This window comes from Frankia sp. R43 (assembly GCF_001306465.1).
In the GTDB taxonomy this organism is placed as follows: Bacteria; Actinomycetota; Actinomycetes; order Frankiales; family Frankiaceae; genus Parafrankia; species Parafrankia irregularis.
The window spans coordinates 1,308,864-1,332,318 of the sequence record NZ_LFCW01000002.1 but is presented as its reverse complement, the minus strand read 5'-3'; the positions used below and the strand labels follow the sequence as shown (position 1 = coordinate 1,332,318).

At 71.6% G+C, this 23,455-nt stretch carries 9 protein-coding genes and 3 pseudogenes; 5 read left to right on the top strand and 7 right to left on the bottom strand.

Features of this window, described 5'->3' with window-relative positions; genetic code table 11:
* Positions 1-55: 55 nt before the first annotated feature.
* A complete protein-coding gene (locus tag ACG83_RS13340; RefSeq protein WP_054566413.1) occupies positions 56-703 on the bottom strand; it encodes a TetR/AcrR family transcriptional regulator in 648 nt (215 codons plus the stop codon).
* A 175-nt stretch (positions 704-878) separates the two neighbouring features.
* On the opposite strand from ACG83_RS13340, the gene ACG83_RS13335 reads away from it, so the two are divergent.
* From ACG83_RS13335 to ACG83_RS13325, 3 genes are read left to right on the top strand one after another with little or no spacing between them, the layout of a single operon-like run.
* Entirely contained in the window at positions 879-2,399 is a 1,521-nt protein-coding gene (locus ACG83_RS13335) for an aldehyde dehydrogenase (RefSeq protein ID WP_054566412.1), read from the top strand.
* A complete protein-coding gene (locus tag ACG83_RS13330) occupies positions 2,396-3,166 on the top strand; it encodes an SDR family NAD(P)-dependent oxidoreductase (protein ID WP_054566411.1) in 771 nt (256 codons plus the stop codon). Before ACG83_RS13335 ends, ACG83_RS13330 begins: the two co-directional genes overlap by 4 nt.
* A 29-nt stretch (positions 3,167-3,195) precedes the next feature.
* Positions 3,196-4,782, top strand: coding sequence for an AMP-binding protein (locus ACG83_RS13325; protein WP_054566410.1), 1,587 nt, complete (start codon positions 3,196-3,198; stop codon positions 4,780-4,782).
* Positions 4,783-4,864: 82 nt separating this feature from the next.
* Here ACG83_RS13325 and ACG83_RS13320 read toward each other — a convergent pair whose 3' ends face one another.
* The 3 genes from ACG83_RS13320 to ACG83_RS13310 form a co-directional block, all read right to left on the bottom strand.
* A complete protein-coding gene (locus tag ACG83_RS13320) occupies positions 4,865-5,467 on the bottom strand; it encodes a TetR family transcriptional regulator (RefSeq protein WP_054566409.1) in 603 nt (200 codons plus the stop codon).
* Positions 5,451-6,998, bottom strand: a complete 1,548-nt coding sequence (locus tag ACG83_RS13315; RefSeq protein WP_054566408.1) for a DHA2 family efflux MFS transporter permease subunit — start codon at positions 6,996-6,998, stop codon at positions 5,451-5,453. Before ACG83_RS13315 ends, ACG83_RS13320 begins: the two co-directional genes overlap by 17 nt.
* Before the next feature lie 176 nt (positions 6,999-7,174).
* Positions 7,175-8,026 (bottom strand): mycofactocin-coupled SDR family oxidoreductase, encoded by an 852-nt coding sequence (locus ACG83_RS13310; RefSeq protein WP_054566407.1) that lies wholly within the window; start codon positions 8,024-8,026, stop codon positions 7,175-7,177.
* Positions 8,027-8,175: 149 nt separating this feature from the next.
* On the opposite strand from ACG83_RS13310, the pseudogene ACG83_RS47595 reads away from it, so the two are divergent.
* Positions 8,176-8,274 (top strand): annotated as a pseudogene (locus tag ACG83_RS47595) (hypothetical protein); the annotation flags it as partial.
* A gap of 186 nt (positions 8,275-8,460) precedes the next feature.
* A pseudogene (locus ACG83_RS13305) lies at positions 8,461-9,737 on the top strand (glycosyltransferase).
* A 241-nt stretch (positions 9,738-9,978) separates the two neighbouring features.
* Here ACG83_RS13305 and ACG83_RS45365 read toward each other — a convergent pair.
* From ACG83_RS45365 to ACG83_RS47920, 3 genes and pseudogenes are all read right to left on the bottom strand, one after another.
* Positions 9,979-14,382: a toll/interleukin-1 receptor domain-containing protein gene (locus tag ACG83_RS45365; RefSeq protein WP_235497860.1), complete on the bottom strand. Its 4,404-nt coding sequence runs from the start codon at positions 14,380-14,382 to the stop codon at positions 9,979-9,981.
* 197 nt (positions 14,383-14,579) lie between these two features.
* Positions 14,580-16,202, bottom strand: a complete 1,623-nt coding sequence (locus tag ACG83_RS13290; protein WP_063793047.1) for a hypothetical protein — start codon at positions 16,200-16,202, stop codon at positions 14,580-14,582.
* A 53-nt stretch (positions 16,203-16,255) separates the two neighbouring features.
* A pseudogene (locus ACG83_RS47920) lies at positions 16,256-23,452 on the bottom strand (SDR family oxidoreductase).
* Positions 23,453-23,455 lie beyond the last annotated feature (3 nt).

Genomic DNA, 23,455 nt, shown 5'->3' with positions numbered 1-23,455 from the left:
GAAGTATGTCGAGGTTGACGTCAAGTTTGACTTGACGCATCCAGGAAGGCCTTGCTCAGGAAGGCCTGACGAGAGCGCGCACGACGTGGGTGTTCACAAAGACGCGCTGCTGCTGCGGCGACCAGGTGGACCACGGCGGCACCATCAGGATGGACCCGACCGCGATCAGCCATCGAACGGTCTCGCGCACATCCAGATCCTCGTACAGCTGGCCGCTCTCGCTCCACCGGTTCAGCAGCGGCTCCAGGTGCCGGTACACCGCGTCGACGATGGGCTCAGCGGTCAGTTCCCGCAGCTCCACCGCGGAACGGCCGCCCTCGGAGAACAGAGCCTCACTGATGGTGTCCTTGTTCACCATGGCCATCGAGTCGACGAACACCGCCACGAGCGACCCGGCCGCATCCTTCGGGTCACGCAAACCGCCCAGCACCCCGCTCATGGCCGCGTCGACCCGGCTGAGCAGGACGGCGAGGATCAGCTCGTCACGGGTCTTGAAATACCGGTAGACGGTGGACCGCGAGACGCCCGCCTCGACCGCCACCTCCTCGACCCGGATCCGGCCGGAGCCACGCCGCAGGACACAGCGGACCGTCGCGGCGACGAGCCGCCGCCGCGCCTCCTCGTCGTCGAGCAGCGCGCTGTCACTGCCCCACCACCCCGGTGCGCGCTGACCCCCGTCCTCGTCGCCCGTGATCACCGTCATGGAGCCATCGTAGAGCCGCCTGGTCCGGCCTTTGGGGTGAAGCGGATGAGACACCCGCAATAGTTCGACGTGCCATGCGACATCTAGTAGTTTTTGTCCCAAGTCAGGGGTCCACGGCGGGTCACAGGTCATGGGCCACGGCGAGAGGGCACCGGGCGACGAGAGGAGCACGCGCATGCGGGCGGCCAACGAGGTGTTCATCGGCGGGAAGTGGGTTCCGGCGACGTCGGAGCGTCAGCTCGAGGTCCGGTCGCCGAGCACCGGGCAGGTCATCGCCCAGGTCCCGGACGCGGGAGCGGGCGACGTCCACGCGGCGGTCACCGCGGCGCGCGACGCGTTCGACCACGGGCCGTGGCCCGGCCTGCCGCCGGCCGAACGAGCCGCGATCATGGCCGAGTTCCTGGCCCAGCTGGAGACACGCTCCGACGAGCTGGCGCGGACGATCACGCTGGAGAACGGCACCCCCACGTCGCTGGTGAAGCCCGGCCAGGTCGACAACGGCCTCGACGTCCTGCGTTTCTACACCGAGGCCGCGGCGACGCTGGCGGTGGAGACGCCGCGCGCGGGCCGCTACTCCCCCGTCGTCGTCCGCCAGGAGCCGGTCGGGGCCGTCGCCGCGATCGTCCCCTGGAACGTCCCGTTCTTCCTGGCCGCGATGAAGTTCGCCCCCGCGCTGGCCGCCGGCTGCACGGTCGTGCTCAAGGCCGCCCCCGAGACGCCGCTGCACGCGAACATCGTCGCGGCGGCCGCCGACGCCGCGGGCCTGCCGGCGGGCGTCCTGAACGTGCTCGCCGCCGGCCCGAGCGGCAGCGAGCAGCTGGTCACGCACCCGGGCATCGACAAGATCGCTTTCACCGGCAGCACCGCCGTCGGCCGGCGCATCGCGAGCCTCGCCGGCGACCAGCTCAAGCGGGTCACCCTCGAGCTCGGCGGCAAGTCCGCGGCGATCGTGCTCGACGACATCGACCTGCAGGCCACGATGGCCCGGCTGATGACCGTGAGCCTGTTCCTGAGCGGGCAGTTCTGCACGGCCCAGTCACGCGTCCTCGTCTCCGCCCGGCGCTACGACGAGGCGGTCGAGCGGTTCGCCGCCATCACGACGAAGCTGCGGGTCGGTGACCCGGCGGACCCCACGACGTTCCTCGGCCCGCTGATCTCGCAGCGCCAGCGGGACAAGGTGCTCGGCTACATCGAGACCGGGCAGCGCGAAGGCGCCACCCTCGTCGCCGGCGGCGGGGTACCGGACGGCCTCGAAACCGGCTGGTACGTCGAACCGACCGTGTTCCGTGACGTCACCCCGAGCATGCGGATCGCGCAGGAGGAGATCTTCGGGCCGGTCGTCGCGTTCATCCCCTACGAGGACATCGACGACGCGGTCGCGATCGCCAACGGGACTCCGTTCGGCCTGCACGGCACGGTGTGGACGGACGACGTCCAGCGTGGGCTCGCGGTCGCGCGGCGCATCCGGAGCGGAACGTTCGGGGTCAACGGCCTGTCGCTGGACCCGGCGGCGCCGTTCGGTGGGATGAAGCAGTCCGGTCTGGGCCGGGAGCTGGGGCCCGAAGGGCTGAGCTCCTACCTGGAGCCGAAGACCATCACGGTTCCGGCCGGCACACAGCTGCCTGGCTTGCCTGGCTTGCCGAGCCGACCCGAAACATCTGGACCAGTTACAGAGGTTGGAGAGGACGGCCGATGAGATTGCAGGGTGCGTCGGCGATCGTGACCGGCGGGGCCGGCGGGCTGGGGGCGGCCACCGTCCGCCATCTCGTCGGGCTGGGGGTCGCCGTGGCGATCGTCGACCTGGACGGCGAGCGCTCCGCCGCCCTCGCCGCGGAGCTCGGAAGCATGACCGTGGCCGTCCCCGGCGATGTCACCGTCGAGGCGGACGTCCAGGCGGCCATCGCCGCGGCGCGGTCGCTGGGCACCCTGTCGTACGTCATCAACGTGGCCGGCGGCGGAACCCGGCCGGCACGCACCGTCGCCCGTGACGGCAGCCCGCACGACCTGGAGACGTACGTCGCCACCATGGCGAAGAACGCGGTCGGGACGTTCAACGTGACCCGGCTCGCCGCGGCCGCGATGGCCGCCAACACCCCCGACGAGGACGGCCAGCGCGGGGTCGTGGTGAACACCGGCTCGCTGGCCGGGCTGGAGGGCCAGGCCGGGCAGGTCGCCTACGCGTCGGCGAAGGCGGCGATCCTGGGGATGACCCTGCCGCTCGCCCGCGACCTGGCGCCGCTGGGCATCCGGGTCTGCGCCATCGCCCCGGGAACCATCGGTACGGAGCTGATGCGCAGCGCGTCCGCGGAACTGCAGAACAAGCTCGTCGCCAGCATCATCTTCCCGCACCGTATGGGCCACCCGGCGGAGTTCGCCCTGCTCGTCGAGGCGATCCTGCGCAATCCGTACCTGAACGGCGAGAACATCCGGCTCGACGGCGCACAACGATTCCCGGCCAAGTGAGCGGCCTGGAGGCAGGAGGCGGGACCATCATGAGTCGCGGACTACCCGAGGCGGCGGACGACCTCTATCGCGGCGCGTTCCTCCCGGACCTTCTGATCGGCGCACTGCGACGCGACCCGGCGAAGCCCGCCATCTACCTCGGGGAAAGCGTTCTCACCGCCGGGGAGCTGGCCGCCCGGATCAGCCAGTACGCGCAGGTCTACACGGCGCAGGGGGTGCGGCCCGGCAGTGGCGTGGCCATGCTGTCCACGAACCGGCCCGAGGTCCTCTACTCCATGGGCGCCTACATGGTCACCGGTGGGCGCAACACGGCGCTTCACCCGTTGGGCTCCCTCGACGACCACGCCTATGTGCTCGCCGACGCCGAGATCGAGACGTTGGTGTTCGACCCGTCCTTCACCGAGCGTGCCGCCGCGCTGCGCGAGCGGGTACCGACCCTGAGGCGGCTGCTGTCCTTCGGGCCCAGCGACGTCGGCGCGGATCTGGTCGCACTGGCGGCAGGCTACGAGCCACGCCCGCTGACCGCGCCCCGGCTCGACCCGGAGGCGATCGCCGCGATCGCCTACACCGGTGGCACCACCGGCCAGCCCAAGGGCGTCATGTCCACCTACCGCGGCAGCGCGGCGATGACGCAGATCCTGCTCACGGAATGGCAGTGGCCGAAGGAACTGCGTCATCTGGTCTGCACACCGCTGAGCCACGCGGGCGCGCCGTTCATCGTTCCCGTGCTGCACCAGGGCGGCTCCGTGGTCGTCCTGCCCAAGTTCGACGCCGGCAAGGTGCTCGAGGCCATCGAAGCGCACCGCATCACGTCGGTTTTCCTGGTGCCGTCGATGATCTACGCCCTGCTCGACCATCCCCGGTTCGCCGAGACCGACCTCTCCAGCCTCGAAACGGTGTTCTACGGCTCCTCGCCGATGTCGCCGGGCCGGCTGCGGGAGGCGATCGGGCGGATCGGCCCGGTCTTCTTCCAGTTCTACGGCCAGACCGAGGCCCCGCAGACCGTGTTCGTCCTGCGCAAGGAAGAACACAACCCGGACGATCCGGCCCGGCTGGTCTCGTGCGGGCGTCCGGTGTCGTGGGTGCGGGTGGCTCTGCTCGACGACCAGGGTGAGCCGGTTCCCGCCGGCGAGCCCGGCGAGATCTGCGTCCAGGGGCCACTCGTCATGAAGGGCTACTGGAACAAGCCGGAGCAGACCGCGCAGGCGCTCGCCGGCGGCTGGCTGCACACCGGCGACATCGCCCGCATGGACGAGCACGGTTTCTACACGATCGTGGACCGCAAGAAGGACATGATCGTCAGCGGCGGTTTCAACGTCTTCCCCCGTGAGATCGAGGACGTCCTCTCCACGCACCCGGCGGTCGCCGCGGCGGCGGTCATCGGCGTGCCCGACGACAAGTGGGGCGAAGCCGTCCGAGCCGTCGTGGTGCTGCGCGCCGGCATCACCGTCACGGCCGAGGAACTGGCCGCGCTGGTGAAGGAACACAAGGGCTCCCACCACGCACCCAAGGGCGTGGACTTCGTCGACACCCTTCCGCTCACCGCGGTGGGAAAGCCGGACAAGAAGGCGCTGCGCGCGCGCTACTGGTCCAACGCGGACCGCAGGGTCGGCTGAGGCAGTAGACCGCGAAAGGCCAGCCGGGAACGTCAGCCCTCGGCCGGCCCGTCTGCCTCCTGGGCGTTCGGCTCGGTGAGACTCAGACGGGTAGTCCGGTCTCCAGGTAGCCCAGGGCCTCGTCAACGAGGGCGGGCAGGTCCGCGTGCGGGTCGTCGGCCAGGGCGGGCAGCGTGGCGAGCATGGCACCGACGGCGCTGCCGGCGATGGCGCGCACGGCGAGAGCGTCTTTCGGGCGCCCGGTGCGTTGTGCGATGGCCTCCGCGAGCAGGAGCATCGCCTGGGAGATCTGGTCGAGCATGGCGGCGCGCAGGGCGGGCTCGCCGACGATGAGCGACGTCCGTTCCCGTACCGCCTGTCGCTGCTCGGGGGTGAGAGCGTCGAACTGGTGACGAACCGCGGCGCGTATCGCCTGCACGGGTGAGAGCTCCGGGGGTTGGTTCTGGAACGCCTCGATGATCAGAGGATCGAGATCGTCCTGGAGGACGACGTGCTCCTTGGTAGGGAAATAGCGGAAGAACGTCGTCTCCGAGACATCCGCCGCGTCGATGATCTGTTCGATGGTCGTGGCCTGGTAGCCCTGCTCGCGGAACAGCCGCAGGGCGTGGGTCTGGATGGCGGCCCGAGTCCTCGCCTTCTTGCGTTCTCGCAGCCCAGGTGTCGCCCGGTCAGTGCGCGACGGCATCGATGGTCCCTTCCTCGGTCGGCTGGCCGGCCTCCGTTCTACGGGATTGCCGGCCGGGAAGGACGGCCACGGCCGTGACGGCACCGAGCACGGCGATCGCGGTGGACCCCAGCAATGCGGCACTCATCCCGTCGACGAACGCCGCGCGGACCGCCTGTTCCAGTTCAGGTACGCCAGCCGCCGCGGCGGCACCCTCGTAGAGGCTCCTGCGCGCGCTCTCGGTCACCGTTCCCGGCAGCCCGGCACTGTCGAGCCGGGCGTGGTAGACCGCTACGAGCAGGCTGCCCGTGATCGCCGTACCGAGCGGACCGCTGGCCTTGTTGAACGCCTGCACGACGGCGGATTCGGTGCCGCTGCGCTCGGCCGACAGCCCGGCCAACGCCGCCGCGGTCGCCGCGGCCAGGGCCAGCCCGGTTCCCGCGCCGACGAGCGCCGTCCAGCCGGCGGTGAACGCGGTGCTGGAGGTGGGAGTGACGGTGGCTCCCAGGGCGAGGCCAGCGGCAAGCACGACGAATCCCAGCGCGGCCGACATCCGTGCGGTGACCGCCGCCGCCAGGTGGCCTGCGAGTCCGGCGCCGACCACCATGCCGGTGATGAGGGGAAGCAGGCGAACGCCGCTGCCGAGGGTGCCGGTTCCCCGCACACCCTGGAAGTACTGGGGCAGCGTGAACAGCACGCCGATCATCGCCAGTCCGGCGACCGCGGCGAGCGCCGACCCCCAGAGGAACGGCCCAGGCCGCAGGAGTCGTGGGTCGATCAGCGGCTGGCCGTCGGGCAGCCGACCGAGCCGGTGCTCCCACCAGACGAACCCGGCCACCGCGACGACTCCGACGACCATCGACACCACCGCGTCTGGCGTAGCCCAGCCGTGTTCCCCGGCCCGCACCAGACCGTAGATCACCATCGCGAGTCCTGCCGCGGACGTCGCCGTGCCGACCGGGTCCAGACCGGGACTTCGCGTTGACCGTGATTCCGGGATCAGCGCGAAGCCGACCATCGCGGCGAGCACGACCACGGGTACGTTGAGCAGGAAGACCCAGCCCCACCAGAACCGCGACAGCATCCAGCCGCCGAGAATCGGGCCGAGCGGGAGCGCGATGAAGGTCGCCGCCTGGTAGATACCCACGGCTTTCGGGCGTTCCCGCTCGTCGAACAGGACGACCAGCGCAGACAGGGCCATCACCGTGATGCCGGCACCGGCCAGGCCCTGGAGCAGCCGTCCCGCCAGGAACATCCCGACCGATGCGGCGTAGGCGCACAGCACCGACCCAAGCCCGAACAGCGCCAACGAGGCGAGCAGGACCGCGCGACGGCCGAACCGGTCACCCACGAGGCCCACGGGCAGAACCACCGCCGCCAGCACGAGCAGGTAGCCGGATGAGAACCAGACCAGGTCGGACTGCGACGCGTCGAGTGCCGTCGCCAGTGTCGGCTGGGCCACCGACAGAACCGTGCCGTCCAGGCCGACGGCGAGAACGCTCAGGTTGACCGCTCCCAACGCCCACCACCGCCGCGCCCCAACTTCGCCCATGTGACAGCCCCCCTCTAGTAGAGGTCACCTCCAAAAGATAGTAACCCCCACATTGGCAGGCGGGTGGGCATGGCGGTGCCAGCGGGTGCGTTCGCAGGGTGCGACCCGCCAGCCCGGCGCGCATCCGCGGGCCGGCGGGCTGCCGACGGTCGGGCGGAGACGCGGTTCCGGCGAGCTCAGAGGGCGGGTTGGCCCTTCAGCATTCCGCCCGCGTCGATGCGCAGGTTCAGACCGGTGATGTACCTCGCGTCGTCGGAGGCGAGGAACAGCACGAGCGCGCTGACGTCCTCCGGCTCGATGTACGGAATGGGCATGGCCTGCAGGACGGGGAGGGCGAGCTCCGCGTCCTGCCGGGTGGGGTTCTCCAGGTCCGGCCGGAACGTCCTGTAGATCCGGTCGTTGTGGATCAGCGGCGTGTTGACGTTGGTCGGGTGGATCGCGTTCAGCCGGACGTTGTGCGGCGCGAGCTGCAGCGCGAGGACCTCGGTGTAGCGGGCGACGGTCTGCTTGGCCCATGAGTAGCCGACGCCGCCGGTGTTGCCGAGCATCTCGGTGGTGCCCTTCATCATCCCGGCGGTCGAGCCGGTGAGGATGATCGACGCTCCGGCCTTCAGATGCGGCAGGCTGACCGCGACGGTGTTCATCACGCCGATGAGGTCGACGTCGGTGCCGTCGACGAAGCCCCCGCACAGTGTCAGGTCGTCCCAGGGGCAGACGCCGGCGTTGCCGACGACGATGTCGAGCCGGCCGAAGCGGGCGAGCCCCTCGTCGACCGCGGCACGCAGCTGCGCGCGCTCCCGTACGTCGGCCTTCACCGCGACGATGCCACGGCCGAGCGCCTCGACCTCCTTGGCCGTGTGAGCGAGGTCCTCCGGTGTGGCCAGCGGATACGGGACGCTCTCGATCTGCTCGCACAGATCGATCGCGATGATGTCCGCACCCTCCTGGGCCAGCCGCAGCGCGTGGCTGCGTCCCTGTCCGCGGCCGGCGCCGGTGACGAACGCGACCTTGCCGTCAAGCTTTCCCATGCCAGATCCCTTCTCGGTGATGGGCGCAGGTAGCGGCCACGACGATGTGCGCGAGTCGTCCCGTGGTCATGTTGCGGGCCCGTGGACGTCCTCGACGGTCAGGCCGAGGCGGCAACGATGCATGACGGATAATATATCCAAAGCAGTGTTTCAGTGCCTTCGCCCGCGAGATCGAGGGCGTTCTCTCGACCCACCCGGCGGTCGCCGCCGCGGCGGTCGTCGGCGGCCCCGACGAGAAGTGGGGCGAAACCCGACGGGTGCGGAATCCGCCGCAGCCGCGGGCCCGACCAGCTCACATCACACCCACACGGTGCGTCGTGTTGCTTGGCCTGGTGGACTACTCATTTCCGCCGGATCCACCCCGCGAAGGCCCGGCCGGGCAGGGGGAACCGCGACGCGCGGGACGTCAGGAGGTCCCGGGCCCGCCCCGCACCCTGATCGTCGCGGACAAGTTCCCGCCGGCCGTGGGCGGCATCGAGACCTTTGCCCGGCACCTGGCCGCGGCCCTGCCCCCGGACCGGGTGGTGGTCGTCGCGCCGCCGCGCGCGGACGCCGCCCACCACGACGCGGCGGCCCCGTTCGAGGTCGTCCGCGACCGCGCGGCTGCGGTGACAACCACCGGCAGCGGTGCGGCGCTCGCACGGATCGCCGCCACGACAGGCGCGACCACGGTCTGGTTCCCGGCCGCGACGCCCCGGTCACTGGTCGCTCCCGTCCTGCGACGAGCCGGCGTCGACTGGGTGGTGTCCTCCACCCATGGACACGAGTTCGGCTGGTCCTGGCTGCCGGGGGGACGGTCGATCGTGCGCGCCGTAGCCAGGCGGGCCGATGTCGTCACCTACCTCACCGAGGTCAGTCTGCGTCGTCTGCGGGCGGTCGCCGCCGGTCCGGTCCGTTTCGAACAGCTGACCGGCGGCGTCGACGTCGACCGCTTCCGCCCCGGGGCCGGCGGCGCCTGCCTGCGCCGCCACCACGGGTGGGGCGGGCGGCCGATCGTCGTCTGCGTCGCCCGGCTGGTCACCCGCAAGGGCCAGGACGCACTGATTCGCGCGTGGCCCGCCGTGCTGCGACGCCATCCCGGCGCGCTGCTGCTCATCGTCGGCCACGGACCGGCGGCCCACCGGCTGCGGCACCTGGCGCACGAGGTCGACGTCTGCGCGGACGTCTGTTTCACCGGCGCCGTTCCCGACGAGGCTCTGCCCGCCTACCTCGACGCGGCGGACGTCTTCGCGATGCCGTCCCGAGCCCACGCCCTGGGCCTCGACCGCGAGGGCCTCGGCGTGGCCGCGCTGGAGGCCGCGGCCACCGGCCTCCCCGTGATCACCGGGGCCGCGGGGGAGCACCCGCGGTGGTCCGCCCCGGCGAGACCGGCCTGGTCGTCGACGGCTCGGACGTCGCCGCCGTCGCCACCGCGGTGAACACCCTGATCGAGGACGTCCTCTCCACGCACCCGGCGGTCGCCGCGGCGGCGGTCATCGGCGTCCCCGACGACAAGTGGGGCGAAGCCGTCCGGGCGGTGGTCGTGCTGCGGCCCGGTCAGTCCGTGCCGGCGGAGGAGCTCGCCGCTCTGGTGAAGGAACGCAAGGGCTCACACCATGCGCCGAAGGGCGTGGATTTCGTCGACGCGCTCCCACTCACCGCCGTGGGAAAGCCGGACAAGAAGGTGCTCCGCTCGCGCTACTGGTCCACCGCGGACCGCGGGGTCGGCTGAGGCCGCAGGCTGTTGCCGTCGTCGTAGACAACACCGTTTGGCCTCCGCAGCTGGCTCGCGGCCCTGACCACGACGAACCAAGCCGTTCGGTGCGGAAAACGGCAACCTCGGCCAACGCTCCCGGCGGACGCACGTACGCGGCGAAAGATCATCGAGGCTCTCCAGCCACTGCGGCATCGGCAGGCCGACCAGCCTGCCATCAGAACAGTTGACAACGCAGGAGCGTCAGACCCAGGTCGTTTCAGGGCCACCAGCGTTGGACCCTCAGCCACCACGGGACGGTCTCGGCGGCAAGCACATCGCCCTCCTCGCTGCAGGCAAGTGCAGCCAGAAGGACATCAATCACGGTGCCCCGCCCGTCCACGGAGGCCGATATCAGCGCCTCGGCCAGAACCGGTCCCCTCTGCACGGGGAGCAGGTGCCGCGTCAGCTCCGCCAATGCCTCCGCGCGGTAGTAGGGCTGGTCGATGCCGGTGGCTGCCTCCAAGGCGCGGGCGAGCACCGGCTGTCGGTCATCGACCGGCAGATGGGGCACCAACTCCAACAACGCCTGTACCCGGTCGAACGGCACTTCCAGCGAGTTGGCGACCGTCACCGCTTGGCGAAGCAGCTCGGCGGGAAGGTAGGGTGCCAGCCCAGCCAGGGCACGGGTCAGCTCACCGTCGTAGCCGCTGCTCATGGCCCCGGCGGCGCTCAGCGCCTGGCCGAGCATCCGAGCCGGTAGGTATGGCGCCAGGCTGGCCAGCACGTCGGGCCGGTCGCCCGGCCAGTCGGGACTCACCGGAGTGGTCAGCACCGCGGTCAGGACAGGGCCCTGATGGTCGCTGGGCAGGTGAGGGGCGATTCTGGCCAACGTCCTCGCCCGGCGGTTGTCGTCAACGATGGCGCTGGCCGCGGTCACGATTTCAGCGAGGCGATCCGCCGGCAGGCGGGACGCCAGACCGGAGAGCACTTCGACCTGGTCTTCCGCGTTTTCGATAGCCGCGGCGGTGGCAATCGCCCAGTCGAGCGCAGGCATGGGTAGATGTCCCGCCAATCCGGCGACCAGCCGCGCTTGTTCGTGTCGGCTGTCGGCAGTGAACGCGGCGGTCAACGCCCGGGCGACAACCGCCTCCCGCTCCTCGACAGGCAGGTGTGGCAACAGCCGAGTCAGTGCTTCCGCCCGCTCGGACGACTTGCTCACACCAAGCGCGGCAGTGAGCGCCCGGGCGACAACCGCCTCCCGTTCCCCGGCCGGCAGGTGTGGCAACAGCCGAGTCAGTGCTTCCGCCCGCTCGGACGACTTGCTCACACCAAGCGCGGCAGTGAGCGCCCGGGCGACAACCGCCTCCCGTTCCCCGGCCGGCAGGTGTGGCAACAGCCGAGTCAACAGCTCCGCCCGCTTGAACGGCATGTCGATGCCACGAGCAGCTGTCAGCGCCTGAATGAGCAAATCGGCGTCCAGACCGGGTGCCAGGCCGGACAGAGCGCGCGCCCGATCGTACGTCTTGTCCATGGTGGCAGCGATGGCCAATGCCTGGGCGAGCAGGTCCCCGGACAGATAGGGCGCAAGACGCTCCAGCACTCCCGCCGGTCCGTACGGCGGATCGATCGTCGTGGCGGTTGCCAGCGCTTCTGCAAGCAGACGGACCGGCAGGTAGGGCGCCAGGCCGACAAGTGCCTCCGCACGGGCGCCTGAGTCACCAAGAGCCACTGCGACGGCAAACGCCCGCGGAAGAAGATCTGCGGGCAGGTGGGGTGCAGCCTGGGTCAGGGCCCGGTTCCGGCTGACCGGCCAGTGTTCCGTGGCGGGGACCGCCAGGGCCTGGATGAGGACCGGCCGTCGCTGGCTGGCGGGCAGGTGGGGCGCTATGATCGCCAACGCCCAAGCCCGCATATCCGGACTATCGAGGGTGGTAGCGGCGGTCAACGCCCGCGCCAGCAAATCGGCGGACAGCCAGGGCGTCAACTCCGACAGAACCCTTACCCGCGTGTACTCCTCGTGGATGGCAAGAACGGCGACGAGCGCTTGGGCGGCGACCGGCTCTCGCTGATCGATCGGCATCTGCGGCACCAGCCTGGACAACACCTCTGCCCTGCGGTCGGGATCGTCCATCGTGGAGACGTCGACGAGCGTCCGCGCGACGACAGCCGCGCGCTCCTCGCCGGGCAGATGCGACACAAGCCTCGACGACACCTCCGCCCGGTAGTCCGGATGGTTGCTCCTGGTCGCCACCGCCAAGGCCTGCATCAGCAGCGCGGCAGGCAGATGCGACACAAGCCCGGACAGCACCTCACCGAATCCGTCCGGAATCAGCACACCTCCCCACGGGTCTTCGAAAGCCGTGGCTTCCCACGGGTCCTCGACGATCAGAACGGTCTTCAACGCCTCCTCGAGCAACTCAGTCGGCAGGTGTGGCGCCAGCGCGCGCAGAACCTTCGCACGGACGTCCGGCCAGGGGATGGCCTTCGTCGACGCATAGGCCTGCGCCAGGACAGGCCCACGCTGATCAGCGGGCAGGTATGGCGCCAGTTCCGCCAACGAGGCCGCCCGGGTATCCGGGGCTGGGATGGCACGGGCGGTGGTCAGCGCCTGCGCGCTGACCACGTCTCGCTGGTCGACGGGCAGGTACGGCAGCAACCCGGTCAACGCCCGCGCCCGGGAGTCCGCGTTCGGCGCGGATTGGGCATAGGCAAGCGCACGCGACGGCGGCCAGAGCCCGGTGTTGACGAGGCGGACGAGCAGGTTCGGAGGGATGTTAGCGGCGAGGCTGGTGATCGAACCGAGAATGAGCGAATACCCGATCTGCCGAGCCAGCCCGCTCGTATCGTCCGTGCTTTCCCTGGCTCGTGCCTCCCTCGACGCGGCACGGACGTCTGCGAGGTAGGCGCCCGTGGTGCCCTGATTCTCGTGGGCCACGTACCAGACGCTTTCGGCGTCGGCGCCGGGTGTCACGCGTTCCGCGGTGAGGACCTCGTCGACCGTCACCGGCATTCGCGCGGCGAGCAGGTGAGAGACCAGCTCCGACAGGCCGTAGCGATCCACGGCATCTCGCGTTGCGTGGCCCTGGAGACCGGGCAGAGCGGCGTCAAGCCCTCCCCAGCGGGACAGCAGACAATGGGCGAGCAGGCCGTGTAACTGCTCGTGCCGGCCAGGCGGCAGCGTCTCGCGGGCATAGTCGATCAGCAGATCGTGCAGCATGAACGTGTCGCTGACCGGGTCGATCTGGACGAGGCTGCGGCGGCCGAGCATGCTCAGCAGGTCCTCGGCATCGAGCGCGTCGAGGCCGCCCGTGGCCTGCCACAGCAACGCGGACACCTCCACGGGCACCGGGCCGTGCCCCTCGAACACAGCCAGCTCACGGAACCGGTCGGCCTCCCGCGCCCCGAGCGCCGCGACGGAGGCCTCGAGTGCGGCAAGCAGGCCCTGGGTGTAGTCGGAGAAGCGGCCATCGAACCAGGCCAGGTCCGCGCGGCTCAGCCGGGCGGCGGCCGTCGCCCATCTCCGACCCTCGCCGACCATGCCGCCCAGCAGCACGAGCGCCAGGACCAGGCCGCCGCACCGCCGGATAATCTCCGTGGCCTCGCCGGGCAGCTCCGCGACGTCGCAGCCGGCGTAGCGCGCCAGCAGCCGGCGGGCCATCGCGTCGTCGACCTGCCCAAGCCGGTAGGCGACGCTGTCCGCGAACAGGGTGTCCCGGTCGCGGGTGGTCGCCAGCAGGCGGCTTCCAGGTGGCACCGGGAAGGCCGGCAGCACCTCGCGGTCCCAGACGTTGTCGAGCACGATCAGGCACACGCCCCCCGCCAGCAGGTCCCGCAGCCGCTCCGTCCCCACACGCACGTCGGAGACCGGCTCCGGGGAGCCGAACGCGGTGAGAACCTGGGTCTGCAGCGCGGCGAGGTCCGGACGCGGGTTGACCTCAACCCAAACGATCCCGTCCGGGAACGCCTCCCGGACCGCGTTGTCCTGGACCAGCGCCCTGGCCAACGTCGATTTCCCGGCACCCCCCATCGCGACGACGCCCACGACCGGACCCGTGTGGGCGTCCACCAGGAGCGCGCGAAGCGCGTCGACATCGTCGTCGCGCGCCACGAAGCGGGCCGGCAGTACAGGCAGTACCGCCCTCGACGGCCGCGACCGCGGAGGACGTAGACCGGCCACGCCAGGGAACGCGGCTCGCCGCGAGGCGCCCTGCCAACCTGGAAACGCCGGCCGCTGCGACGGCTTGGCCCGACCAGTCAAGCCGGCGGCCGACCGGGCCGCGTCCAAGACCACGGCACGGGCGTCGGCCTCCGCGAGCCCGAACAGGTCACCGGAGACCACCTGCGCCAGCAGACCGGGCCGCGGACAGTCCTCGGTCCGCAGGACCAGCAGCGCCCGGTCCCGGGCATCCTGGTCTCTGCGCCAGGCGGCCTGCCACTCGGCCGCGCAGTTTGCCGACTTCGCATAGCCCTCGGACAGGAGCGCGACCGTTCGCCGGGCACGCGACACCCCATCGTCCATCCCACGCACCCAGTTGGAGCCCACGCCGAAGTCCCACGCCTGCAAAAGGACCCGGAATTCGTCCTCCTCCAGCACCCAGGCGACCCACTCGGCCCACCCTCGATCAGACTGCGTGTACGAGACGAAGAAGTCCCAGCCGTCCGCTCCCACGTCACTGCTCACCCAGCAAGCTTCCACCGGCGGGCACCATCACCCGACTCAGGGTCGGGTTTGCGGGAGTGCCCGACCGCTGGTGGATCGGCCATACCGGTCGCACGGCCTCGTCTCCAGACCTGTTGCCATGAAACGATCAGTCAGTGATCTACAAAACGCACTACCTACGCAGGTCAAATGGCTAGGTAGACCGTCGGGCGCTACCGCTACCGCTTCCGCCGTGCCGATCCGCCCCCGGCCCCTCCCCCAGCTCCGGCTCCGCCCCCGCCCCCGGCTCCGGCTGGCCGCGGTCGCGCGCCCGGCCGCAGGATGCGGGCCATCATCGCGGGCCGGAGCAGGATGTCCGGCGTGTCCACGAGGTTCGCCAGGCGCATGAACGCCAGCGCCACCGCCGAGTCCCGGCTGGCCGCCACGTGCGCCCGGCGCACGTAGGCGTTGATCAGGCGGGTCCGTGCCGTCCGGTTGCCTTCCACCCCGGGGTGGCTCAGGTCCGCGTTCCCGGACATCGCCCACACGAGGTCGATGGCCGGTGTGACCCGCGTGTAGAAGCGTCGGGGCAGGTCCGGCTCGTCCGAGCGCAGGCAGTCCCGCAGTGCCTCGACCTGTTGCGCCGCCACCGACATTCCCTGCGCGTACAGCGGGTTGAAGCTGCAGACGGCGTCCCCGATGGAGAGGAAGCCCTCGGGGGGCGCGTCGACACGCTCGTAACGCCGGCGCAGTGAGCCTCGGTAGCGATGCGGCACCACGTCGTCGAGCGGCTCGGCCTGGGTGATGATGCCGTGGATGTCCGGAGCGGCCAGCGTGGCGGCGAAGGCCTCGAACTCGCCGGGGTCGGTCGGCGGGTGATCGCCGAGCATGCCCGAGAGGCTCACGTGCCAGCGGCCGCCCTCGATGAGGCAGGCGACCCCGCCCCGGTTCCGCCCCGGCACCGTGGAAATGATCACTCCCACGTCTCCGTCCAGGTGCTCCGGGCGGTGCCGGTAGGTACGTGACGCGTACCCGACGTTCACCTCGTTGCGTTCCTCGGGCGGGGCCTCGAAGCCGAGCTGAGTGAGCCACTCGGGCGCGCGGGAGCCGCGGCCGGTCGCATCGACGACGAGATCCGCCGTGATCGTCACGGCGCGCTCGGCCGGAGCCGCGATGCCCGCGGGCGCGGCCGGAGCCCCCGGCCCCGGCACCGGCCCTGACCCCGGCCCCGCCGCGAGAGCCGCCACCGATGCCGTCGCCGGCGCCGGCGCTGCCGCTGCTCGGTCGTCCGTCGGCCCGCCGCTCGCAGCCAGGTCCGCGGCGGCGAGGAGGTCCTCGATCGGGACGCCGGAGGAGACGACGCGCACCCCGGTGACCCGCCCGGAGCCGGCCACGACGAGGCCGACCGCGCCGACCCGCTCCACGACCCGGACACCCGGCAGCGCCGCTGTCCTCGCCCGAAGCACGCTTTCGAGCAGGGGCCGGCTGGGTAGGAGCGCGATCATGCCGGTAGCGGTGGGCCGGGCGCGCAGGCCGCTCAGGTACCAGCGGGTCGTGGCGAGGAGCTCGGTCTGCGGTGCGCCGCGCTCGACGAGCTCCGCCGTCATCCCCGGGTAGAGCGTCTCCATGATCTGGCGTCCGCGTTCCATCAGGCCGTGCAGATGGCGGCCCTGCGCGGCCCCGCGGCGATGCTCACCGGCAGGCAGGACGTCCCGTTCCAGGATGGTCACCCGCCGGTAGCTGTCGGCGAGGACGCGGGCGGTCATCATGCCCGCGATTCCCGCGCCCAGCACGATCGCGTGCTCCCGGCCGGGCGGCGGGCCCGTGGCGTCGCGGCCACCGTCGTCGTGGTTGTCGGTCACAGCGCCTCCCGGCCTGTCGGCATGAGGGATGTACACGGGGGGGTCGGATCGGGTCAGCTGACTGGCCGGTGGCCGTGCTTCGCACCGTCCGGGACGAGCTCCAGCAGCAACGAGGCGAGGGCGCTCTCGTGGTCGGTGAGGTAGAAGTGGCCGCCCGCGAACGAGCGGCTGGTGAACCCGCCGGTGGTGAACGAGCGCCAGCCGTCCATGGCGGCGAGGTCGGCGACCTGGTCGCTGTCGCCGCAGACGGCAGTCACCGGGCAACGCAGCTCCCGCTCCCGGAGATGGGCGTACGTGGCCACCGCCACGTAGTCCGCCCGGGTCGTCGTCAGCAGCGCGGCGCGGAAGTCGTCGTCCGCCAGCAGCGCGGGCGATGTCGCGCCGAGGCGCAGCATGTCCGCCAGCAGCTCCTCGTCGGAGAACTCGGTCGGGAGGGTGCGAGTGGTCCTGGGCGGAGGGTTGCGGGCCGAGACCACGAGGTGGGTCACGGCAACGTCGCGCTCCTCCAGCTGGTGCGCGGCCTCGAAGGCGACGGTGGCGCCCATGCTGTGCCCGAAGAGCACCAGTGGTCCCGCGCCGTCCGCCGCCCGGTCGGCGAGGATCCGGGCGACCACCTCGTCGGCGAGCTGGGCGACCGACGTCGCCGTCGGCTCGCGGAACCGCTCGTACCGGCCGGGGTACTGCACGACGACGGCGCCCCGCACATCGGCCAGCCGCGTCGCGAGGCCGCTGAAGAAGGCCGCGGATCCACCGGCGTGCGGCAGGATGTAGACGCCGCCCGGCACGGCGGGCCCGGATCGCGACCGGTTCGAGGCCCCGCTCTCGGGCGCCTGGCGGTCACTGTCCTCGGATGGACCGAACTCCGCGTTCAGCGCTCCCGCGAGTTCCGCCGGGGTGGGGTGGTCGAACACCACGGTGGCGGGAAGCCGCAGGCCGGTCACGCTCATCAGCCGGTTGCGCAGCTCGACGGCGGTGAGGGAGTCGAAGCCCAGGTCACGGAAGCCGTCGCCGGGCGGCACCGAAGCCGCGTCGGCGTGCCCGAGGACGACCGCCGTGTGGGCGCGGACCAGGTCCAGCAACGCGGACGCGCGCTCGTGCGGCGCCAGCCCCTCGAGGTCGACACGCGTGTTCCCGGCCGCGGCGGCAGCCCCCGGTGCCGCCCGCGACCCGACGTCCGGTCTCGTCGCGCCGTCGGCGACCGCCCGCAGGACGGGTGGCAGCAGACCGGCCGCGGCCTGCTCGCGCAGCGCCGCCGGATTGAACCGGGCGGGGACGGCGACCGGCAGTCCGGCGCCCACGGCCGCGTCGAAGAGCGCCAGGCCGGTCGCCGGGTCCAGCGGCACGACTCCGCCGCGGCTGATGCGGGTCCGGTCACCCGCGCCGAGCTGGCTGGTCAGAGCGCTGTCGAGGGACCACAGTCCCCAGGCGAGCGAGACCGCGGGGAGCCCGAGCGCACGGCGGTGGTGGGCCAGCGCGTCGAGGAACGAGTTCGCCGCCGCGTAGTTGCCCTGCCCCGGGGACCCGATCGTGCCCGCTATCGACGAGAACGACACGAAGGCGGCGAGGTCGGCGTCCCGGGTCAGCTGGTGCAGGTGCCAGGCGGCGTCCGCCTTCGGCCGCAGCACGGCGTCCACGTCCTCGGGGCGCAGCGAGTCGATCGTGCCGTCGCGAACCACACCGGCCGCGTGCACCACCGCGGTCAGCGGATGCCGCGCGGGGATCGCCGCGAGCAGGGCGGCGAGCGCCTGAGGATCGCCGACGTCGCAGGCGACGACGCTGACGCTGACCTCGGCGCCGGCGTCCGCCTGCTCCGCCGACAGTTCCGCCGTGAGTTCCGCCGTGAGTTCCGCCGTGAGTACCGCGGCGCCCGCGGCGCCCGGGCCGCCGCGGCTCGCCAGGACGAGCCGGCGCACCCCGTGGCCGGTCACGAGGTGCCGGGCGATCAGCCCGCCCAGCGCACCCGTACCGCCGGTGACCAGGACGGTCCCGTCGGGGTTCCACGGAGCCGGGATGGTGAGCACGATCTTGCCGATGTTCCGGGCCTGGCTCAGGTGGCGGAACGCCTCCGGAGCGCGGCCGACGTCCCAGCTCGCGACGGGCAGCGGTGTCAGCGCGCCCCGCTCGAACAGGTCGAGCAGCTCGCCGAACATGCGCTGGATGTGATCGGGCCCGGCCGTGGCGAGCAGGTCGAACGCCTGGTAGGCCACGCCCGGGTGGTCGAGCGCGACCTGCCGCCGATCGCGGATGTCGGTCTTGCCCATCTCGACGAACCGGCCGCCGCCGGGCGACAGCAGCCGCAGCGAGGCCTCGAGGAAGTCGCCGGTCAGCGAGTTCAGCACGACGTCCAGGCCGGCGCCGCCGGTGGCCGCGCGGAAGCGCTCCTCGAACTCGAGGGTGCGCGACGAGGCGAGGTGGTCGTCGGCCAGCCCCTGCCGGCGCAGCGCCGCCCACTTGCCGGGGCTCGCGGTCCCGAAGACCTCGACGCCCCAGTGCCGCGCCAGCTGGAGCGCGGCCATCCCGACGCCGCCGGCCGCCGCGTGCACCAGCAGGCGTTCCCCGGGACGGATCCGGGCCAGGTCGGCGAGGGCGTAGTAGGCGGTGAGGAACACGATCGGCACGGACGCGGCCTGCGCGAAGGACCAGCCGGGCGGGACGGGCGCCACCAGGCGGGCGTCCGTGACGGCCAGCGGCCCCATGCTCCCGGAGATCAGGCCCATGACCCGGTCGCCGGGGGCCACGCTCTCGACGCCGGGGCCGGTCTCGAGCACGATGCCCGCGCCCTCGCAGCCGATCAGCTCGTCGGCGCCGACCATGCCCAGCGCGAGGACGACATCACGGAAGTTCAGGCCCGCCGCCCGCATCGCGATCCGGACCTCGCCTGGCCCGAGTGGGCGGTGCGCCTCAGGGCAGGGAACCAGGGCGAGGTTCGCCAGGGTGCCGCGGGCGGTGACGTCCACGCGCCACGCGCTGTGCTCCGCCGGTGGGGTGAGCACCGGGGTGGGCCGGGTCAACCGGGCGGTGTAGGCCACGCCGGCCCGCACGGCGACGGCGCTCTCCCCCTCGGCGGACCGGACGGCGGGCAGGACCGCGGCCAGCAGCGCCGGGCTGGCGACATCCTCGTCGACCTCCACCGGCACGTCGACGTCCACCAGGAGAAGCCGGCCCGGGTTCTCCGACTGCGCGGAGCGCACCAGCCCCCAGACGGCGGCCGCGGGCAGGTCCGCCACCTCGTCGCCCGGGAGGACGGCGACAGCGTGCCGGGTCAGCACCACCACCCTGCTGGCGGCGGGCGCAGGTTCGGCGAGAACGTCCCGCAGCCAGGCCAGCATCGCTCTGACCGACGTGTGCACCTGCTCGGGCAGGCCATCGGATGTCGCCGGGTGCCCGGGTGTGCCCGGGGCGCCCGGCGGCGGCGTGATGACGGGGATGACGACCACGTCCGGCGCGGGGCCGTCGGTGGCCAGCGACCGGCGCGACTCGTGCGGGTCGGCGAGGACCCGGACGACGGTCCCGGGCTGGTCGGAGGCAGGGGGCGGCAGCGGGATCCAGTCGAGGACGTGAAGATGGTCCTCCTCGGGCCCCCGCGCGGAGAGCTGGCCGGAGTCGAGGCGGCGCAGCGCGAGTGACGCGACGGACGCGACCGGCCTGCCAGCGGCGTCCGCCACGGCGAGCGAGAAGGCGTCCGCGCCGGTCGGGGTGAGCCGGACTCGCAGCGGGCCCGCGCCCGCGGCGGCCGTGCCGTGGGCGCTCACCCCCTGCCACATGAACGGAAGATGAACCCCTTCGCCATCTTCAGGAACGGGTGCGTTCAGATCAGGCACATGTTCGTTCAGGACGAGCGCGTGAAGTGCGGCGTCGAGCTGCGCGGGGTGCACGACATGCCCGACGAAATCGGGGCCGGTCGGAGGCTCCGCCGTGGCATCGGGCCGCTGGACTTCGGCGTAGAGGTCGTCGCCGTGCCGCCATGCGGCGCGCAGCAGCCGGAACGCCGGGCCGTAGCCCAGTCCACGCTCGGCCAGCAGCGGATAGAGACCATCCAGGTCGAGGGGTTCGGCGTCACGCGGCGGCCAGACCGTGTCGTCCCGCCGCATCGCCGCCTCCCCCTGGCCGCCGGCGGCGAGTTCACCGGTGGCGTGCAGCACCCACTCCCCATCACCAACCCGGCTGTGAACCCCCACCGAACGGCGACCGGACCCGTCCACCGCCCCCACCAGCACCTGTATCTCCACCGCCGCGTCAACCGGCACGGTCAACGGCCGTACCAACACCAGCTCACCGATCCCGCCGGCACCGACCCGCCCGGACACATAGAGAACCGCGTCCAACAACGCCGTCCCCGGAACCACCACCACCCCACCCACCCGATGATCCACCAGCCACGAAACCGACCCCGCCGAAACCTCACCCGAAAACACCCACCCCCCATCAGCCAGACCAGTCCCCGAACCCACCAGACAATGACCCGAACCCGAACCCGACACCGAACCACGGGCCTTCTCCGGCCAGAAACGCCGCCGATCAAACACCGACACCGGCACCCCACCCCCGACCACCCAAACCCCCGAAAAACCCCGACCAATCCACCCCATGACCCCGCACCCACACCTCACCCACCGCCGACAACACCGACACCCGCTCATCCCGACCCGACCGCAGACACGGAACCACCAACCCCGACCACCCCGAACCCTTCACCACACCCGACAACCCACCACCCGGACCAACCTCCACCACATCCACCACCCCCCGACCCGCCAAAACCCCCACCGCATCCCCGAACCGCACCGCCTCCCGCACATGACGCACCCAGTACTCCACCGAACACAAATCACCCCCCACCGCCACCCCACCCGACACCGTCGACACCACCGGAACCGAAAGAACCCCGAACTCCAACCCCTCCAACACCCCCCGAAAACCCTCCACCACCGGCTCCATCAACACCGAATGAAACCCCCGATCCACCGCCAGCCGCCGACCCCCACCAAACCTCCCCACCACCCCCAGCACCGCACCCTCCTCACCCGCCAACACCACCTGCCCCGGACCATTCACCGCCGCCACCGACACCCCCTCCCCCAACAACGGCAGCACCTCCTCCTCCCCCACACCCACCGCCACCATCACCCCCGGAACCGTCCCCTCCATCAACCGACCCCGCGCCACCACCAACCGACACGCATCCACCAACCCCAAACCCCCCGCCACATACGCCACCGCCACCTCCCCCACCGAATGACCCACCAAAAACCCCGGACACACCCCCCACGACTCCCACAACCGAAACAACGCCACCTCCAACGCAAACAAAGCCGGCTGCGCGAACACCGTCCGCTCCAACACCGAACCCGGACCCCCGAACATCAAACCCCGCAACGAACCACCCACCCCACCAGCACATCACCCAACAACCCATCCAACACCCCACACACCTCATCCAACACCCCCGCGAACACCGGAAAACCCTCATACAAACCCCGCCCCGCACCCACCCGCACCGACCCCTGACCCGAAAACACAAAACCCAGCCCACCCGAACCGGCAACCCCCCGAGCCACCTCCACACAACCAGCACCGCCAGCCACCTCAGAACCCGCCAACAACACAGCACGATGACCAGCCACACCGCGCGACGACACCAGCGAAAAACCCACATCCACCGCCCGGGAATCCCCACCCGAGGCGACCTCGCGCAAACGCTCCACCTGACGCTCCAGAGAAGCCTCGCTCCGGGCGGAAACCACCCACGGAACCACCCCCACGTCACCGGCTGGAACACCGCCCGAAACCACCTCCGGAGCCTGCTCCACAATCACATGAGCATTCGTCCCGCTGATACCGAAGGAAGACACACCCGCCCGCCGCGGCCGACCCGTCACCGGCCACGGCTCCGCCTCCCGAACCAGCTTGACCCCGGCACCCCACTCCACCCGCGACGACGGCACCCCCGCGTGCAGCGACCCGGGCACCGCCCCATGGCCCATCGCCAACACCATCTTGATCACGCCCGCCACACCCGCCGCCGCCTGCGTATGGCCGATGTTCGACTTCACCGAACCCAGCAACAGCGGCGAACCCCCGGCCCGCGCGCCACCGAACACCGACACCAGGGCACCCACCTCGATCGGGTCACCCAGCCGGGTCCCCGTGCCGTGGCCCTCCACCACGTCGAGCCCGTCCGCGCCCACACCGGCGGCCCCGAGTGCCGCCCGCAGCACCCGCTCCTGCGCCACCCCCGACGGCGCCGTCAGACCATTCGACGCACCATCCTGATTCACCGCCGAACCCCGCACCACACCCAACACCGACCGACCCGCCGCCACCGCATCCGACAACCGCTCCAACACCAACAGCCCCACCCCCTCACCCCACCCCGTCCCATCAGCCGAATCCGAGAAGGAGCGGCATCGGCCGTCGCGGGAGAAACCGCGTTGCCGGCTGAACTCGATGAAGTTCGTGGGCGTCGACATGACGGTCGCGCCACCGGCGAGGGCGAGGGTGCTCTCCCCCGAGCGCAACGACTGGCACGCCAGATGAACGGCCACCAGCGACGACGAGCACGCCGTGTCCACCGTCACCGCCGGCCCCTGCAGGCCCAGCTGGTACGAGATTCGGCCGGAGGCCACGCTGCCGGCACTGCCGAGCGCGAGATGCCCTTCCAGCGCGGCCGCGGTCCGCGGCACCGCCGCGGACGCCAGGGCGTAGTCGCCGTACATGATTCCGGTGAAGACTCCGACCCGCTCACCATCCAGCGAGGTCGGGTCGATGCCGGCCCGCTCGAACGCCTCCCACCCCACCTCCAGCAGCAACCGCTGCTGCGGATCCATCGCCAACGCCTCCCGCGGCGAGATCCCGAAGAACGCCGCGTCGAAATCCGCCGCCCCCCGCAGGAACCCGCCGTGGCGGACGTAGCACTTCCCGACCGCGTCGGGATCCGGATCGTAGAGGCCGGCCAGGTCCCAGCCCCGGTCGGTGGGAAACTCGGTGATCGCGTCCCCGCCGGTGACGACCAGCTCCCAGAGGTCCTCCGGTGACTCCACCCCGCCGGGGAAGCGGCAGGCCATCCCCACGATGGCGATCGGCTCGGTCGCCGCGGCCGTCGCCCGCGCGAGCTGGCGCCGTGCCTCGACCAGCTCCGCGGTCGCGCGCCTGAGATAGCCCCGCAGCTTCTCCTCGTCGGTCACGCGGTCTCCCGTTTCGGCTGTGGTCGGAGCGCGGTACCGGCCGCGGGGGCCGGGTGCGGCGGGCAGGGC

Excerpts from the sequence above, each read along its gene's own strand:
- ACG83_RS13340 (WP_054566413.1), bottom strand. The coding sequence starts at position 703 with ATGACGGTGATCACGGGCGACGAGGACGGGGGTCAGCGCGCACCGGGG.
- ACG83_RS13335 (WP_054566412.1), top strand. The coding sequence starts at position 879 with ATGCGGGCGGCCAACGAGGTGTTCATCGGCGGGAAGTGGGTTCCGGCG.
- ACG83_RS13330 (WP_054566411.1), top strand. The coding sequence starts at position 2,396 with ATGAGATTGCAGGGTGCGTCGGCGATCGTGACCGGCGGGGCCGGCGGG.
- ACG83_RS13325 (WP_054566410.1), top strand. The coding sequence starts at position 3,196 with ATGAGTCGCGGACTACCCGAGGCGGCGGACGACCTCTATCGCGGCGCG.
- ACG83_RS13320 (WP_054566409.1), bottom strand. The coding sequence starts at position 5,467 with ATGCCGTCGCGCACTGACCGGGCGACACCTGGGCTGCGAGAACGCAAG.
- ACG83_RS13315 (WP_054566408.1), bottom strand. The coding sequence starts at position 6,998 with ATGGGCGAAGTTGGGGCGCGGCGGTGGTGGGCGTTGGGAGCGGTCAAC.
- ACG83_RS13310 (WP_054566407.1), bottom strand. The coding sequence starts at position 8,026 with ATGGGAAAGCTTGACGGCAAGGTCGCGTTCGTCACCGGCGCCGGCCGC.